Origin of the sequence: Desulforapulum autotrophicum HRM2 (genome assembly GCF_000020365.1) — a bacterium.
Taxonomy (GTDB): Bacteria; Desulfobacterota; Desulfobacteria; order Desulfobacterales; family Desulfobacteraceae; genus Desulforapulum; species Desulforapulum autotrophicum.
This window is the reverse complement of record NC_012108.1, coordinates 1,379,001-1,395,053: the sequence shown is the minus strand read 5'-3', so window position 1 is coordinate 1,395,053 and position 16,053 is coordinate 1,379,001. Positions and strand designations below refer to the sequence as shown.

Annotated in this window: 15 protein-coding genes and 1 riboswitch; of the genes, 8 read left to right on the top strand and 7 right to left on the bottom strand. The window is 50.1% G+C overall.

Annotation, left to right across the window (positions count from 1 at the left end):
* The first annotated feature begins 146 nt into the window (after positions 1-146).
* Positions 147-371: a 50S ribosomal protein L28 gene (gene rpmB / locus HRM2_RS06105; protein ID WP_015903131.1), complete on the top strand. Its 225-nt coding sequence runs from the start codon at positions 147-149 to the stop codon at positions 369-371.
* Here rpmB and HRM2_RS06100 read toward each other — a convergent pair.
* From HRM2_RS06100 to ispG, 3 genes are read right to left on the bottom strand one after another with little or no spacing between them, the layout of a single operon-like run.
* Positions 368-2,518, bottom strand: a complete 2,151-nt coding sequence (locus HRM2_RS06100) for a RelA/SpoT family protein (protein ID WP_015903130.1) — start codon at positions 2,516-2,518, stop codon at positions 368-370. The genes rpmB and HRM2_RS06100 overlap by 4 nt on opposite strands.
* A 19-nt stretch (positions 2,519-2,537) precedes the next feature.
* Positions 2,538-4,052 (bottom strand): proline--tRNA ligase, encoded by a 1,515-nt coding sequence (gene proS, locus HRM2_RS06095; RefSeq protein ID WP_015903129.1) that lies wholly within the window; start codon positions 4,050-4,052, stop codon positions 2,538-2,540.
* Positions 4,053-4,069: 17 nt separating this feature from the next.
* Positions 4,070-5,131, bottom strand: coding sequence for a flavodoxin-dependent (E)-4-hydroxy-3-methylbut-2-enyl-diphosphate synthase (gene ispG / locus HRM2_RS06090; RefSeq protein WP_041273091.1), 1,062 nt, complete (start codon positions 5,129-5,131; stop codon positions 4,070-4,072).
* A 268-nt stretch (positions 5,132-5,399) separates the two neighbouring features.
* On the opposite strand from ispG, the gene HRM2_RS06085 reads away from it, so the two are divergent.
* From HRM2_RS06085 to HRM2_RS06065, 5 genes are all read left to right on the top strand, one after another.
* A complete protein-coding gene (locus tag HRM2_RS06085) occupies positions 5,400-6,176 on the top strand; it encodes an ABC transporter ATP-binding protein (protein WP_015903127.1) in 777 nt (258 codons plus the stop codon).
* 48 nt (positions 6,177-6,224) lie between these two features.
* Entirely contained in the window at positions 6,225-7,004 is a 780-nt protein-coding gene (locus tag HRM2_RS06080) for an ABC transporter substrate-binding protein (protein ID WP_015903126.1), read from the top strand.
* 70 nt (positions 7,005-7,074) lie between these two features.
* Positions 7,075-7,767, top strand: coding sequence for an ABC transporter permease (locus HRM2_RS06075; protein WP_015903125.1), 693 nt, complete (start codon positions 7,075-7,077; stop codon positions 7,765-7,767).
* Between the two features lie 2 nt (positions 7,768-7,769).
* Positions 7,770-8,471 (top strand): ABC transporter permease, encoded by a 702-nt coding sequence (locus HRM2_RS06070; protein WP_015903124.1) that lies wholly within the window; start codon positions 7,770-7,772, stop codon positions 8,469-8,471.
* 3 nt (positions 8,472-8,474) lie between these two features.
* The gene (locus HRM2_RS06065; protein ID WP_015903123.1) at positions 8,475-9,539 is read left to right on the top strand and encodes a hemolysin family protein; all 1,065 of its coding nucleotides are present in this window, start codon (positions 8,475-8,477) and stop codon (positions 9,537-9,539) included.
* Between the two features lie 26 nt (positions 9,540-9,565).
* On the opposite strand, the gene HRM2_RS06060 is transcribed toward HRM2_RS06065, so the two are convergent.
* From HRM2_RS06060 to HRM2_RS06050, 3 genes are read right to left on the bottom strand one after another with little or no spacing between them, the layout of a single operon-like run.
* Positions 9,566-10,870 (bottom strand): TRAP transporter large permease, encoded by a 1,305-nt coding sequence (locus tag HRM2_RS06060; RefSeq protein WP_015903122.1) that lies wholly within the window; start codon positions 10,868-10,870, stop codon positions 9,566-9,568.
* Between the two features lie 11 nt (positions 10,871-10,881).
* Complete coding sequence (locus tag HRM2_RS06055; RefSeq protein ID WP_015903121.1) at positions 10,882-11,409, bottom strand: TRAP transporter small permease; 528 nt, start codon at positions 11,407-11,409, stop codon at positions 10,882-10,884.
* Positions 11,393-12,445, bottom strand: a complete 1,053-nt coding sequence (locus HRM2_RS06050; protein WP_015903120.1) for a TRAP transporter substrate-binding protein — start codon at positions 12,443-12,445, stop codon at positions 11,393-11,395. Before HRM2_RS06050 ends, HRM2_RS06055 begins: the two co-directional genes overlap by 17 nt.
* A gap of 201 nt (positions 12,446-12,646) precedes the next feature.
* Here HRM2_RS06050 and HRM2_RS06045 point away from each other — a divergent pair, with 201 nt between their 5' ends.
* Complete coding sequence (locus tag HRM2_RS06045) at positions 12,647-14,113, top strand: sensor domain-containing diguanylate cyclase (protein ID WP_015903119.1); 1,467 nt, start codon at positions 12,647-12,649, stop codon at positions 14,111-14,113.
* Positions 14,114-14,198: 85 nt separating this feature from the next.
* On the opposite strand, the gene HRM2_RS06040 is transcribed toward HRM2_RS06045, so the two are convergent.
* Complete coding sequence (locus HRM2_RS06040) at positions 14,199-14,501, bottom strand: hypothetical protein (RefSeq protein WP_015903118.1); 303 nt, start codon at positions 14,499-14,501, stop codon at positions 14,199-14,201.
* A gap of 137 nt (positions 14,502-14,638) precedes the next feature.
* Positions 14,639-14,827: riboswitch (cobalamin riboswitch) on the bottom strand.
* A 61-nt stretch (positions 14,828-14,888) separates the two neighbouring features.
* Here HRM2_RS06040 and HRM2_RS06035 point away from each other — a divergent pair.
* Positions 14,889-16,046 (top strand): hypothetical protein, encoded by a 1,158-nt coding sequence (locus tag HRM2_RS06035; RefSeq protein ID WP_041273089.1) that lies wholly within the window; start codon positions 14,889-14,891, stop codon positions 16,044-16,046.
* Positions 16,047-16,053: the final 7 nt, after the last annotated feature.

Sequence of the window (16,053 nt, the reverse complement as noted above, 5' to 3'; positions counted from 1 at the left end):
TCCCGATCTGAAAACAGGCTGACCGGCCCGGATTTATCTTTACAAGGCATGCCGTTTAAGGTATGAATCCTTGTTTAAAGTTTAATTGAGTTTCAGGCTTGGGTTTCAGGCTTGATGATATTTTTTTGTCTTTAAGGAGAATAGCAATGTCCAAGGAATGCAAGATATGCGGAAAAAAACCCATGGTTGGAAACAATGTCAGCCATGCACACAATGTTAACAAAAGAAGGTTCAACCCCAACCTTCAGCGGGTAAAGGCCCTTTTTGATGGCCAGGTAAGACGTATCGATGTATGCACAAGCTGCATCAAGGCCGGCAAGGTAGTCAAGGCCCCGACCATGGGCCAGGGAAAGGTCACCAGCGCTTCCTAATCGTTGGGCACCATTCGCTTGACATCCTTAACCTGCTTTACCTTTCTGATCTCGGTCATGATTTTCCGGAGTCGATCCGTACTCTCCACCGAGATGGTAAAATAGGAACTCACCGCACTTAGTTCGGAAGTGTCCGTGCTTGCGTTGATAATATTTGCGTTGTTTTTAGTGATGGCGGCAACCACATCCGCCAACAGACCAAATCTGTCGGTGGAGCGCACCCTGATCAATGCAGGGTATGACTCGGTGAAGTCATTGCTCCACTCGACATCAATCTGTCTTTCAGGATCCATCTTCTGAACAGTGACACAGTTTTTTCTGTGAACAGTAACCCCCTGTCCCTGGGTGATATAACCGATAATGGGATCTCCGGGCAAGGGGTTACAGCATTTTGAAAACCGCACCAGAATATCGTCAAGTCCCTTTACAATAATCCCGTCCCTGCTCTTTTTTCGAATTTTTGACTTGATCAGCTTGTCAAAAATAGACGGCTCCTTCTGGGTCTCCACCCCGGGCAAGGCCCGATTCATGATCTGCACGGGGGTAATTTTGCCAAACCCCACATGGGCGATAAGGTCTTCGACCTGCTTGAAGCCATAACCATCAGAAACCTGTGCGATCACCCCGGACTTGACAAGGGCAGCAAAGCTGTGGCCCTTTTTCCTGAACTGCTTTTCACACATCTCCCGACCCAGGGTGATGCTTCTCTCCCTTTCCCGGGTCCTGACCCACTGGCGGATCTTTGTCTTTGCCTTTACCGTCTTGACAAAATTGAGCCAGTCTGCACTGGGATGACTTCCCTTGGTGGTGACGATTTCAATGGTATCCCCCGTGATCAGGCCATGGGTCAGGGTGACAAGTTTACCGTTCACCCGGGCACCCGTGCACTGATCTCCCACCTCCGTGTGGATAAGATAGGCAAAATCAACCGGGGTTGCCCCCTTGGGAAGGGTTTTGATTTCCCCATGGGGGGTGAAGATATAAATCTCGTCCGAATAAAGATCGATGCGGACGTTTTCCAGGAACTCGTCCGGGTCACTGAAATTTTCCTGGTTTTCCACAAGGTTTCGAATCCAGGCAAAGGCCTCACCCGTTTTTTCGTCAAAGCCCCCTCCCTGCTTATAGCTCCAGTGGGCGGCAATGCCGGACTCAGCAATCTTGTCCATTTCCCGTGTGCGAATCTGAAGTTCCACCCGGTCCCCCCGGGGGCCGATGACCGTTGTGTGCAACGACTGGTACATGTTGGGTTTTGGCACCCCGATATAATCCTTGATCTTACCGGATATGGGTTTCCACATGGAATGAATCAGCCCCATTACCTCATAACACCTGGAAACCGTATCAACAATAATCCTGAAGGCAACAATGTCGTAAAGCTCTTCAAACTCAAGGTTCTGGGTGACCATCTTGTGATAAATGCTGTAGTGCTGTTTGTAGCGTCCCTTGACATCGGCCTCAATGTTTGAATTGGCAAGTTTTTCCTTGACCCTTTCCATGACCGTTGCAATGTAACTCTCCCTTTCCTCCTTTGCCTTGTTCACCAGAAGATCAATGGACGCATACTCTTCCGGATGGGTATATAAAAAGGAGAGGTCCTCAAGCTCCTGCTTGATCCAGAAGATACCCAGCCGAGCAGCAATGGGCGCATAAATATCCAGGGTTTCCTGGGCAATGCTCCGCTGCTTTTCCTGGCTTTTATGAAACTTCAGCGTTCGCATGTTGTGAATCCGGTCGGCAAGTTTGATAAGAACAACCCGAATATCATCGGCCATGGCAAGAATCATCTTTCTCAGACTCTCGGCCTGCTGGGCCGCTTTCGTGGAAAAGGTAAGCTTGGAAATCTTTGTGACGCCTGCAACAATGTGAAGAATTCCTGGACCAAACATCTCCAGGATCTCCTGTTCAGTTGCATGGGTATCCTCAATGACATCGTGGAGCAGTGCCGCAGCAATACTTTCAACATCAAGCTTCATATCTGCAAGAATGGCGGCCACCTCAAGGGGATGGGAGAGGTAAGGCTCGCCTGAAAGCCGCATCTGACCTGAATGGACCCTTGCCGAATAGACATAGGCCCGGTCAATCACGTCAAGATCAGCCCCGGGATTGTACTCAGCGATCTTGTCAAGGATATCATTTATTCTTATCATGATACGAACCTACCCATGGTCAATAGGCCTTTGCAAACAACACCCTGCGTCCGCTTGCATTACCGCAGCAGATACAGCGACCCTGTTCTGTCTTTGAGTCAAAGGGAATACAGCGGATGGTAACTGACAGATCCTCTTTTATTTTTGCCTCACACTCGGCCGCACCACACCAGTGGGCCATGACAAATCCGCCATGGATACTGTTTTCGTCGGGTGCAGTGAACAGCGCTTTAAATTCTTCAGTGTCATCTATTTCAATGGTATTTTCCCGTTTAAAGGCAAGGGCCCGGTTAAACAGGTTATTCTGGATATCATCGAGAATCGTGTCAATGGTGTTGATAAAATCTTCCCGGGGCAGGGAAACTTTCTTTCCAGGGGCTTCATCCCTCCGGCCAAGAAAGACACAATCGTTTTCCATGTCCCTGGGTCCGATCTCAGCCCTCAGGGGGATTCCCTTTTTGATCCAATCCCAGGCCCTTGCACCGCCCGTATCCCTGTCATCGATCTCGACCCTGATTCTTGAACCGTGATAGGTTCTAACCGCCAGGGCATCGGCAAGACTCCGGGTGTATTCCATTACCTTTCTCTGGTCTTCCTCTTTTCGGGCAATCGGGAGCAGCACCACATGGGCCGGGGCAACTCTGGGAGGCATGATCACGCCGTCGTCATCGGCATGGGTCATGATCATGCCCCCGATCATCCGGGTGGACGTTCCCCAGGAAGTGGTCCAGGCAAACTCTTCTTTTTTATCTGCATTCTGGAAACGGATGTCGGAACTGCGGGCAAAATTCTGCCCGAGAAAATGGGAAGTTCCAGCCTGGAGGGCTTTTTTATCCTGCATCATGGCCTCTATACACACCGTATCAACTGCTCCTGGAAATCTTTCAGAGGCAGTTTTTCTTCCCCTGACAACGGGCATGGCAAGATACTCTTCGACAAACCGTGTGTATACATCAAGCATCATCATGGTCCGCTCCCTTGCCTCAGCCTCAGTGGCGTGGGCCGTGTGGCCCTCCTGCCAGAGGAACTCGCTTGTCCTGAGAAAAATCCGGGTCCGCATCTCCCAGCGTACCACGTTGGCCCACTGGTTGAGCAAAATGGGAAGATCCCGATAGCTCGAGGTCCAGCGGGACATGGATTCTCCGATAATGGTCTCGGAGGTGGGCCTGACAATCAGGGGTTCGGTGAGTTTTCCCGCCGGAACGAGCTTACCGTCCTCCCCTGCTTCAAGTCTGTGGTGGGTAACAACAGCGCATTCCTTGGCAAATCCCTCCACATGTTCAGCCTCTTTCTCAAGGTAACTTAAGGGGATAAACAGAGGAAAATAGGCATTTTTAATACCCGTATCCTTAAACATGCCATCCATTGTGCTCACGATGTTTTCCCACAGGGCATACCCCCAGGGTTTAATCACCATGCAGCCCCGGACAGGTGATTTTTCAGCCATTTCCGAGGCCTTCACCACCTCCTGGTACCACATTGGATAGTCTTCGTCCCGGGTGGGTGATATCGCGTTTTTTGCCTGTTTTACCATCTATCTTCCTCCAGAATTTATTTTAAATTTTCTATTTCTTTGAGCAGGACCCTGACAAGGTCATGCTGATCTATCTTTCGAACAACTTTTCCCTTTTTAAAGAGAATACCGAAACCATCCCCACCGGCAATGCCGATGTCAGCCTCCTTTGCCTCTCCCGGTCCGTTAACCACGCACCCCATAATGGCGACCTTTATATCAAGGGGGCAGTTGAGCAGCGCTGCCTCCACCTGTTCAGCAACAGTAAAAAGATCGATTTTACAGCGCCCGCAGGTGGGACAGGAGATAATTTCCGGCCCCCTTGACCGAAGCCCCAGTGCCCTCAGGATCTCCCAGGCCGTTCGAACCTCTTCAACCGGGTCCCGGGTCAATGAAACCCTTATGGTGTCACCGATGCCTTCAGCAAGGAGCATGCCAATGCCAATGGCCGATTTTGTGATGCCGGCAAAAAGCCCTCCCGCCTCGGTTACCCCCACATGGAGGGGAACATCCGTCCTTGCGGCAATCAGTCGATAGGCTGCAACGGTTCTTGCCACATCAGAGGCTTTCAAGGAGACCTTTATATCTTTAAAACCAATACGTTCAAGGATTCCGATATTCACCATGGCGCTTTCTACCATGGCCTCAGGGGTGGGCCCAAGCCTTTCGATAAATTCCCGTTCAAGGGAGCCCGCATTCACGCCGATGCGTATGGGAACCCCCTTTTCCCGGGCACAATTTGCCACTTCACGCACCTTCCACTCTTCACCAATATTTCCCGGATTGATCCGTAACCCGTCTGCCCCGGACGCCAGGGATGCAAGGGCAAGCCGGTAATCAAAATGAATATCCGCGATCAGGGGGATGTTAATCTTCTGGCGGATTTTAGCCAGGGCAAGGGCCGCCGCCATGTCGGGAACGGCCACCCGGATTATTTCACACCCGGCAGCCTCAAGGCGTTGGATCTGTGTAACGGTTGCTGCAACATCCCCTGTCGGGGTATTGGTCATGGACTGTACAGCCACGGGCAGGCCTGCTCCTACGGCGACCTTCCCAATTGAGACTCTGCGGGTTTTTTTCCTCCCTTGAACCAGCGGCATTCCTCTCCTCAATAAACTCCTGAATCTATAATTTCTTCCTAAAAAACAACGGTCAGGCAGTGCAGAACTTGTGGCCCACGCACCGTCACCGATATCCATCAAACAAATATCCTTTAAAATCGAATACCATAATAGTGATTTACTATTCAAGAGAATTGTACCAAAGAGAGCTTTGCGGCTAAAGCGTTTGTCGAACAAATTGCCCTTGTACAAATTTTGATTAATTGGTAGGGTTAACTCTGTTTATCAACGCACACAGGGGTGGAGAGTGAATACACAAGAAAAAGAAGCGATCAGGGTGGAGTCCCTTTATAAGGATTTTGGAGAACTCAAAGTACTCAAGGGAATCTCGGTTGCAGCAGATGAGGGGGACGTCATCTCCCTTATCGGATCAAGCGGTTCGGGTAAAAGCACCTTTCTTCGTTGCATGAACCTGCTGGAAATCCCAACGGCCGGCGAAATATATGTGGGCGGCGAGCACATCCGGCTCAAAAAGAACCGCAGAAATCAGACGGTGCCTGAAGACCAAAAACAGGTTGACCGGATCAGAACCCGCCTGGCCATGGTGTTCCAGCATTTCAACCTCTGGTCCCACATGACGGTCCTTGAAAACATCATGGAAGCACCGGTTCATGTTCTCAAGCGCCCGAAAAGAGAGACAAAAGAAACGGCCATGGCCCTACTGGAAAAGGTCGGCATTGCCGAACGTTCCCACTATTTTCCCTCCCAGCTCTCCGGCGGGCAACAGCAGCGGGCAGCCATTGCAAGGGCCCTTGCCATGGATCCCGAGGTCCTTCTATTTGATGAACCCACCTCGGCCCTTGACCCGGAGCTGGTGGGTGAAGTACTCAAGGTGATGCAGGATCTTGTCAAAGAAGGTCGGACCATGATCATGGCCACCCATGAAATGGGGTTTGCAAGGGAGGTGTCATCCAAAGTGATCTTCCTTGACCAGGGGGTCATAGAAGCCCAGGGCGCTCCTGCCTATATCTTTGGATCTCCAGATTCAGAACGGTGCAGGCAGTTTCTTTCAAATATGATGTAGGACAAGACGCTTTAATATTATCTTTAAACGCTAAATTGAGGAGAGAAAATGAAAAAAACGTTATTCGTTTCCATTGTATTGCTGGTTGCCATGGTTGCAGGATCAGCATTTGCCGGCAATATCACCAAGGTCCGCATGGGAACCGAGGGCGCCTACCCTCCATTCAACTTCATTGACAAAGACGGCAAACTCCAGGGATTTGATGTGGACATTGCCAAGGCCCTGTGCGTTGCAGCTGGCGTTGAATGTGAATTTGTCATGCAGGACTGGGACGGCATGATCCCGGGCCTTCTTGCCAAAAAATTTGATACCATCATTGCCTCCATGTCCATCACTCAAGAGCGCCTGCAAAAGGTCAACTTCACCAAAAAATACTACCTCACCCCTGCAAAATTCATCGCAAAAAAGGGCAGTAACTTTGAAATCACCCCCGAGGGCCTCAAGGGAAAAACCGTGGGCGTTCAGAGGGGAACTATCCATGAAAACTTTGTCAGGGACAAATTCGGCAAGACCATGAACATCAAATCCTATGCCACCCAGGACGAGGCCAACATGGACCTTGCCTCGGGCAGGGTTGACCTTGTCATTGCCGACACGGTGGTCCTTTCCGACGGATTCCTCAACAAAAAAGAGGGCAAGGATTTTGAATTTGTGGGCCCGGGCTTCACAGACAAGAAATGGTTTGGCGAAGGCATCGGAATTGCCATTCGAAAGGAGGACAAGGAGTTGCTTGACCTCATGAACAAGGCCATCGACACCATCCGCGCCAACGGTGAGTACCAGCGAATCAACGCGAAATACTTTGATTTCGACGTATACGGAGACTAAACCATAAAACCGTAACCGGGAGATCGGCCAGCCGATTTTCCGGTTTTAGAATCTTTAGGATACCCGCCACGTGTTTACGCTTCATGGATATGGCCCCCTGCTGATCAAAGGGGCAAAACTTACCATCACCGTTGGTGCAGGGGCCATGGTCATAACAATCCTGCTCGGACTGGGTGCGGCCCTTTGCAAGCTCTCGAGCATCAAGTCCCTTGGCATCATTGCAGAAACCTACACCACGGTCATCCGTGGCATCCCAGAACTGGTGCTGATTCTTCTGGTCTACTACGGTGCCCCGACCCTGATTCAGGACATGGCCGCATTTTTCGGCCAGGAGATCTATGTTGAGATCAAGCCCATGGTCGCGGGCATCCTCACCATTGGATTCATCTATGGTGCATTTGCCACAGAGGTGTTCCGGGGGGCTTTCCTTGCCGTGCCCAAAGGACAGATCGAGGCGGCCCAGGCCTGCGGCATGGGACCTCTGCTGGTCTTCCGGCGCATTCTTCTGCCCCAGATGTGGCGGTTTGCCATCCCGGGCCTTGGCAATGTGTGGATGGTTCTGATCAAGGCAACGGCCCTGGTGTCGGTGATCCAGCTGCCGGAACTCATGCGAAGCACGGATATCGCTGCAAGGAATCTTCACAAGCCCTTTACCTGTTACTTTGCAGCCTCGCTGATCTACCTTGCCATCACCATCTTCTCCCTGTTCTTCCAGCAATGGGCAGAACGAAAAGCCAACCGGGGCGTCAGGAGGGAAGTGTAACCATGGAAACCAGCATTATCATCAACACCCTTCCCAGATTTTTGAACGGCACCATACTCACCCTTGAGATCACGGCCCTTTCCGTCATTATCGGTTTTGTCCTGGCCATTCCCCTTTCAATCATGCGGGTCTCCAAAAATCCGTTAATCCGAATGCCTGCCTTTTGTTTCAACTTTTACTTCAGGGGTACCCCCCTCCTGGTGCAACTGTTTCTTATTTACTATGGAAGTGGTCAGTTCCAGTCGTTTTTATCGGACATCGGGCTGTGGCAGTTCTTCAGGGAGGCGTATTTCTGTGCAGTCCTCTCTTTAACCTTGAACACTGCAGCCTACAGCTCGGAGATCTTCCGTGGGGGTATTGAAGGGGTACCGTTTGGAGAAATCGAAGCGGCCCGGGCCTGCGGTATGTCAGGCATCCTCTTATATCGAAGAATCATCATGCCGGCAGCCCTGCGAATTGCATGGCCAGCCTACACCAACGAGGTGGTTTTTCTGCTCCAGGCATCCTCACTTGTTTCGATTATCACCCTCATGGACATCACAGGAGTTGCAAGGGTTGTTTCGGCACGATCCTTTGCCTTTTACGAACTCTTTATCACGGCAGCCGTCATCTATCTCATCCTGGTTTACGGCCTGATTTTTGTGTTTAAACGCATCGAACGGAAAATCACGGCCCACCTGAGCCCGGATGTGATAATTCATTGATAAATGGATAGGGATGTTTTTCTTTTAATTGTCTTTGTACTGCTGGCACTGGTTTTTTCATTTCTTTGTTCCATTGCTGAAGCCGTGCTGTTGAGCATTCCACCTTCATATGTTGAAGGCATAAAGGTAAAACGACCTAAATTTGCCAAACTTCTAAAAGAGTTGAAACAGGATAGTATTGACCGATCCCTTGCGGCAATTTTGACACTGAACACCATTGCACATACAGTCGGTGCAATAGGTGCTGGAGCCAAAGCCACAGTTGTTTTTGGAAGCGCCTGGTTCGGAGTCTTCTCCGGTGTAATGACATTTTTAATTCTTTTCCTTTCTGAGATCCTTCCTAAAACAATTGGTGCCGTATATTGGCCTGTCCTGGCTGGCCCAATCGCTTTTTTTGTAAAATCCTTGATTATTTTACTCTACCCGGTTGTATGGATCTCAGAAAAAATTACAAAATTTATTTCCCGGGGGAAAGCCAGACATATCTTTACCCGGGACGAGTTCATTGCCATGACATCCGTTGGTGTCAAAACGGGTCAGATTCATATCAACGAATCGAAAATAATACAAAACCTGCTCAGGTTCGAATCTCTAAAAGTAGTGGATATAATGACGCCACGCACCGTGATCGAAGCAATTGACCAGAATATAAAAATAAGTGATTCTTTAAAACAAATAAGCCAAACCCCGTTCTCCCGCCTGCCACTCTACAACAGGAATATCGACGACATCACAGGATTCGTCCTAAAGGGTGAAGTTTTGGCTTATGCGGCCCAGAATATAGGCGATGAAAAGCTCGAAACATTAAAGCGTAATATCCTTGCAGTCCCCCACTCGGTATCATTGTCAAATCTGCTTGAGCACTTTCTTAAAGATCGCCAGCATATCGCCATTGTCGCAAATGAATATGGCAGTTTAGATGGATTGGTAACGCTTGAAGACTTAATTGAAACGATTATGGGAATGGAAATCGTGGATGAAACAGACAATGCCGAAGACATGAGAATTTTAGCACGAAAGCAATGGGTGGAACGGGCAAAAAGCATGGGCATAAAAGCCGATTTATAGGTAAAAAAGAATCCAGTCCCAATGGTTCATCGCCCCATTATTTGTGGCAAAAAAAGAACGATTCCCGGATAAAGGGTCACAAGAACGACCACGAAGAAAATGGGGAGAAGGAAAAAGAATGCTCCCTTGAAAACCGTTTCCATGGATTCATCCGCCACCCCTGCAATCACAAAAATGTTCAAACCCAGGGGCGGAGTGATAAGCCCTGCCTCCATCATCAAAACAGAAATCACCCCAAACCAGATCGGATCAAACCCAAGCTTTAAAATTGTGGGAAAAATCACCGGAAGGGTCAGCACCATCATGGAAGTAGCATCCAGGAAACAGCCAAGGACAAGGTAACCTGCCAGTATCACAGCAAGGATAAGGTATCGTGACACCACCATGGCACTGAGCCACACGGAAAGGTTCATGGGAATCATGGTCAAAGCCATGAAATAAGTAAACACATAGGCTCCGGCAAGGATCATGAAAATCATGACCGACACCCGGACCGTTGCAGCCAAAGCCTCGACAAGCAGAGGCCAGGTCAATTTTTTCCTTAAAAGGGTTACCACAAAAAGGAAAAAAGCCCCCACAGCACCGGCCTCAGTGGGGGTAAACAGCCCGAAATAGATCCCTCCCATGACAAGGAAAAAAACCAAAATCAGCTCCCACACATCCCTGAGTGCCTTAAGCTTCTCGCCCATGCCCGCCTGTTCAAGATTCCTGGGCGCCGCTTCGGGCCGGATCATCACCCAGACAACCACGATGGTGACAAAGGCTGCAACCAGAATCCCCCCGGGAAGAATACCTGAAACCAGAAGTTTACCAATGGACTGTTCCGTGAGAATGCCATAAACCACAAACCCGATACTAGGCGGGATCAAAAAACCAAGGGTACCGCCGGCTGCAACGCTTCCCGTTGCAAGATAATTGTCATAGCCGTACTTTCGCATCTCGGGCAGGGCCACCCTGCCAATGGTTGCTGCCGTTGCCACGGATGACCCACAGATGGCGGCAAACCCGGCACACCCACCCAGGGTTGCAATGGCAAGACCGCCGGGCAGCCGCCTGAGCCACTTGTCGGCAAGGGTGTATATCCCCTGACTTAAGCCTGAAACAGTGGCAAGCTCTCCCATGATCACAAACAGGGGAATCACGGTAAACGAATAGGTGGTAAAGGTGCCGTTAAACGAACGAACCAGGGTGGGAAGGGCAACGCTTATATCCGTGATAAAGGCAATTCCCCAAAAGCCCACAAAGGCCAGGGAAAAGCCGATGGGCATACCGATAAACAAAAGCAAAAACAGAACGCCAATACCGATAAATCCAATGGTCTGGGGATCCATAATAGCGTCCTTTACCCCTGGTTCTTAGCTGCGAAGAGCCGGTAAAAAGCATCACCAAGGTTGACAATGATCTCCAACCCGAGCAACAAGGTACCAAGGGCCAGGAGGAATTCAAGGGGGTACAGGGGAATGGAAAGGGCGTCGGTGGTGGCGTTTGCATGGTACTCTTCCAGTCCCATTCTGACTGCGTACCATGCCATCATTCCCACTATCTGGAGGGTAAGGACTGTGGAGATGATCACAAGAACGTTGGCAAAAAAAGGAGGAAGGGTTCGAATCAGCATGGTGACCCGGACATTGGCACCCCGTTGATGGGTATGGGCCATTCCCAGCATGGCAAAAACAGCCAGCATGAACGAACTCAACTCCATGGCGCCCGGTACTGGTTTTGACAAGAAATAGCGACCAGCAACATCAGCCGTGGTAAGAATCATCATCACCAGAACCCACCCCATGCCAAGGGCCAGGGACCACCGGGTGAGCCCATGGACCAGTCGCTTAAACCTTGCAAACAGCAGGTGTTTAGTAAGGGCAGGCATTAAATCCAACACCCACCCGGCCAAGTTCCTCCCTGAAGGCCGTCAGAGCCTTTTTACCGGGCAATCCCTTGGCCTCGAGTTCTTCGGCCCACGCCACAAGCATCTTTCTGAACCGGTCATCCCATCGCTGCTGCTCGGCCGGGGAAAGTTCCTCGATCTCCATGGTGGTTTTGAATTCAGCCATGGTCGCCGCATACCACCCTTCGTCAAAGATGCCTGCAATTTTATAGGCATCCCTTCCAACACTTTCGATGATGGGTTTAAGATCCTCGGGCACCCTTTCCCAAAACCGTTTGTTGACAAACAAGCCTTCGGAAACGCAGCCAAAGGAAGTCGGCACCCCAAACCCTGCCACCTCGTTAAGCTTAAACGCCTTGACCAGTGCAGGACAGGTGACAACCCCGTCAATCACCCCGGTTTCCATGGACAAATACACATCCCCCAGGGGCATGAATACGGGTGTGGCCCCCAGGGCCTGGATGGCCCGAGTCTGGAGGCCTCCCGGGCTTCTAATCTTCATGCCCTGCAGATCCTCAAGCCGGGTCACAGCCCGGGTTGTCCAAAGATGGGCCATGACGCAGTTGTTGATGTGGAGCACCTTGACATCCTTAAACTCGGGGCTGAGCATTCTGTCGTACATGGCCATGCCCGCCTCAACCCCCTTCCACTTTGCCGGACAGACAATGGGGGAAGAAAGCACATCGGTCAGAGGAAAACGGCCCGGGGTCCAGCTAAGTGTCGCATACCCCATATCCGAGAGCCCTGTTTTGACGATGTCAAAATGGTCGGGCCCCTTTCCAAGGGCACCACCCGAATACATGGTATAGGTGATGCGGTTGTTGCTTCTCTTTTTCATCTCCTCAAGCATGGGTATCCAGAGTTTCTGAACATCGGCCCCGGATGGCACATGCCAGGTGCTGAAACGGATGTTAATCTTTTTCTTGTCTGCAAAAACGGGGTCAGAAGAAAAAGACACAATTACCATTGCCGATAGAACCGCTAAAAAGAACCTTGTTATTCTATGTTTTTGAGCCATTGTACTGCTCCTTGTATTTTTTCCATTTAAATACTCCAGGGACCCGGGGTTCAACCCGATCTTTCATCCTAATATCTAAATAGATATCAGCATCCTCGATCAAAAGCACTATTTTTTTATATTGAATTCCAGAAAAAAGTCTGTAATAATTTCATCCCTAAAATAGATGTATCATTCAAGGCAGACTGTTCAAGGAGTTTAATGCCACGTAAAAATTATCGGCTCATCATCATCATAAGCCTACTGCTGCTCACGGGGTTCATCGGCACAAGCGTTACAAGCTATCTTGTATCAAGTGCTGCCCTGAACCACCACATCACCCACACAGAACTTCCCCTGACCGGTGACAACGTCTACTCGGAGATCCAGAGGGACCTGCTGAAACCCACTTTTATCGCCTCCCTCATGGCGGCAGACACCTTTCTTCGGGACTGGGTCATCCAGGGAGAAAGGAATCCCCAAAAAATTGCCCGTTACCTTGAAGAAATTAAAGTCAAGTACAACACTTTTTCCAGCTTTTTTGTCTCAGACAACACCAAACAATACTACTACTCAAAGGGCATATTAAAAACCGTTGAAAGACAGGAGTTTCGTGACCAATGGTATTTCCGCATCAAAGACCTTGACACGGACTACGAGATCAACCTGGATCCAGACATGGCCAACCAGGACACCATGACCATTTTCATCAACCACAAGGTATATGACTATGACGGGAACTATATTGGCGCAACAGGGGTGGGCCTTGCCATCCATGCGGTGAAAAAAATGGTCAACACCTACCAGGAACGGTACAATCGTACCATTTTTTTTACGGACAAGGAGGGCAACATCACCCTCCACGGTCAAAATTTTTCAAAACCTGTTAAAAACATCTTTGAGGTCAAGGAAATTGCTGAACACCGCCAGGAAATTCACGCGGGCAGCCCCTTGTCATTTCAATACAAAAAAGACAACAAAAACATCTATGTGAACAACCGGTACATCCCTGAATTTGGCTGGTATCTCTTTGTGGAGCAATGCGGAGATAAGGCCATTGCAAAGGTCCGCAACACCCTTGTGCTAAACCTCGTCTTTTCCTTTGGCATCATCGGCCTGATCCTCATTGTCACCAACCTCACCATTGCCTCGTTTCAAAAACGCCTTACAAAAATGGCGTCAACGGACAAACTCACGGGAGTCTACAACCGCAGAGCCTTTGACATCATCATTGACCAGACCCTCAAGGAGATTCAACGAAAACAGACCCCCCTGTCGATCATCCTGTTTGACCTTGACCACTTCAAACGGGTCAACGATACCTACGGCCATCTGGCAGGCGACTATATCATACAAACGACCGTTGGAACAGCGGCCCGCACCATACGTAACAGCGATATTCTCTGCAGGTGGGGCGGAGAGGAATTTCTCATCCTCCTCAAGGGATGCGACCTTGGGGATGCCATGAAAACAGCGGAAAAGATACGAACGGCTGTGGCATCACAACCCGCCCGATATGGGGACGATCAGATCTGCGTCACCATCAGCGTGGGTGTCACTGAACATACAGGCCAGGACACCAAGGAGACACTTCTCAAACGAGCGGACAAGGCACTTTATCTGGCAAAGGCCAGCGGAAAAAATCGCTGTGAAACAGAGACCGTTCGTCCCGGCCCCATCACCCCCTGATACAGGCGTTTTGTCCCCATGGACAGGTTTCCCCGGCTCACCTTCATGGAATAATCGGGTTCACCCCCTTAGATCCTGGAATGGATCAGTCCAGTACCACGAATTCAGGGTCACTACCCGACCCTTCCACATGGGTTTGCGTCCGGTAAAGCATACCGCCAGGCCCAAACTCATACTCGGGCATCAGACTTATCCCTTGAAGATGGTGCTTTGTCCGATAAAATTTTCCATCCGACCCAAATTTATAATCGGGACACTCGGACCACCCCATGGGATGGGCAATTGTTCGAAAGAGCAACCCATCCCTCATGGTATAAATCGGAAAATTGTCTGTAACGACCCCATTGCTTCCAATCCTGTTGATTTTCAACACATGGTCTTGGTTCATTTTTTTGCCTCCCATAAAAAACAGTTGGGTAAAATGGTTCAAGGCAAACAAAAAACCCCGAACCGATGAATATCGATTCAGGGTATCCCTTTTCTTCTCCTGAATATCGCCAGGCGTTCCCTGTCCACGGGGAGTCCGACATGTCAATCAACCAGGCAGGTCTTCTGACTCACGGATCATTCTAATGGCTGCGTCTTCCCATCGTCTCACAACACGAAAGTGACATATTGCAGCGTTCGTTCCCGTTTACAGCGGCGGGCCCATTCCGGAATTTCACCGGATTCCCTATTATGCTCGAAAAGAGCACCTGATTATGTTTAAATAGATGCAACCCGGATAAAATGTCAACAGTGAAATAATCTTTAACCCAAAACAAGCAGAGAAACCATGGATAAAAACAAATTGTGCATCATTGATGAGACCCTGAGGGAAGGTATGCAACATCGGGGCATGGTATTTTCCTCGAACCAGGCCATGACCGTGCTCAACTTCCAGGAACGCTTAGGCGTTGACATCTGCCAGGCAGGTTATCCCCCAGCCCATGAATCGGAACAGGCAAAGCTCAAACACTTGTCTGCGTCAGCAGTTGAAAAAGGTTATTCCATACGGGTTGCCGCCATGGGCCGGGCATGTCTCGAGGATGTACAAACCCTTTCAGAAACTGGCACTTTGGACTTCCACCTCCATGCCCATGTGTCAAAAGAAAAGTGGAACAGCCCCATGGACCAAGCATTTCCAGACCTTGGAACAACAGTTGAAACAATCAGGGCCAACTGCCCGGGATCCCAAATCTCACTTGCCTTTCTGGACATTGGACGCACCGATCCTGAATTCCTTTCAAGGGCGGCCCTATACCTAATCAAAGAACTCGCCCTGGACATTCTCTCCCTGCCCGATACCTCGGGCATCATGGGCCCCAACCAGGTGCACGACGCCATTGCCCCCATTGCCAGGCTTTCCAGGAACAGTTCCACACGGCTTGCCGTCCACTGCCATAACGACCTTGGCATGGCATCGGCCAACACGGTCATGGGGGTTGTGGCAGGCGCAACCGTTGTTGAAGCCTCCGTGTTCGGCCTTGGGGAGAGAAACGGGCTTGCTGACCTCTACACCACGGCAAGGGTGCTAAAGGATCAGGGGTATGCCCTGGATCTGCGACTTGAAGATGTCGACACCTTCAGGGAATACTACCGTTACATTGATGGGGTATGCCGGCAACAGACAGGGGAACCACTTCTTACCTACAACACCCCCTTTTTCGGGGATGGGGTAAAGACCCATGTGGCAGGTACCCATGGCGGTTCAGGGTTTGGCCTTGGCGGCGAGGAAAAAATATTTCTAAATGTTTTGTGCGGCCAAAGGCTGGTGAAGCAGTACCTTGACCAGAAACAGATTCCCCATGACCTAAGTGGACTTGCGTCACTGACCCAGTCGATAAAAAGGGAAAGCGCACGTTTGCACCGGCGCCTTGAGCACAATGAGATCGCAGCCCTTGCCGCAGCACCTGCCCTGAAAAATTGGGTTGACGAAAATGCAAGGGAGTAATAAAAAG

Bases quoted from the DNA above. Each gene is read 5' to 3' on its own strand.
- HRM2_RS06100 (WP_015903130.1), bottom strand. From the start codon at position 2,518: ATGATAAGAATAAATGATATCCTTGACAAGATCGCTGAGTACAATCCC.
- HRM2_RS06060 (WP_015903122.1), bottom strand. From the start codon at position 10,870: ATGGATCCCCAGACCATTGGATTTATCGGTATTGGCGTTCTGTTTTTG.
- proS (WP_015903129.1), bottom strand. From the start codon at position 4,052: ATGGTAAAACAGGCAAAAAACGCGATATCACCCACCCGGGACGAAGAC.
- HRM2_RS06035 (WP_041273089.1), top strand. From the start codon at position 14,889: ATGGATAAAAACAAATTGTGCATCATTGATGAGACCCTGAGGGAAGGT.
- HRM2_RS06070 (WP_015903124.1), top strand. From the start codon at position 7,770: ATGGAAACCAGCATTATCATCAACACCCTTCCCAGATTTTTGAACGGC.
- rpmB (WP_015903131.1), top strand. From the start codon at position 147: ATGTCCAAGGAATGCAAGATATGCGGAAAAAAACCCATGGTTGGAAAC.
- ispG (WP_041273091.1), bottom strand. From the start codon at position 5,131: ATGCCGCTGGTTCAAGGGAGGAAAAAAACCCGCAGAGTCTCAATTGGG.
- HRM2_RS06055 (WP_015903121.1), bottom strand. From the start codon at position 11,409: ATGCCTGCCCTTACTAAACACCTGCTGTTTGCAAGGTTTAAGCGACTG.
- HRM2_RS06065 (WP_015903123.1), top strand. From the start codon at position 8,475: ATGGATAGGGATGTTTTTCTTTTAATTGTCTTTGTACTGCTGGCACTG.
- HRM2_RS06080 (WP_015903126.1), top strand. From the start codon at position 6,225: ATGAAAAAAACGTTATTCGTTTCCATTGTATTGCTGGTTGCCATGGTT.
- HRM2_RS06045 (WP_015903119.1), top strand. From the start codon at position 12,647: ATGCCACGTAAAAATTATCGGCTCATCATCATCATAAGCCTACTGCTG.
- HRM2_RS06040 (WP_015903118.1), bottom strand. From the start codon at position 14,501: ATGAACCAAGACCATGTGTTGAAAATCAACAGGATTGGAAGCAATGGG.
- HRM2_RS06050 (WP_015903120.1), bottom strand. From the start codon at position 12,445: ATGGCTCAAAAACATAGAATAACAAGGTTCTTTTTAGCGGTTCTATCG.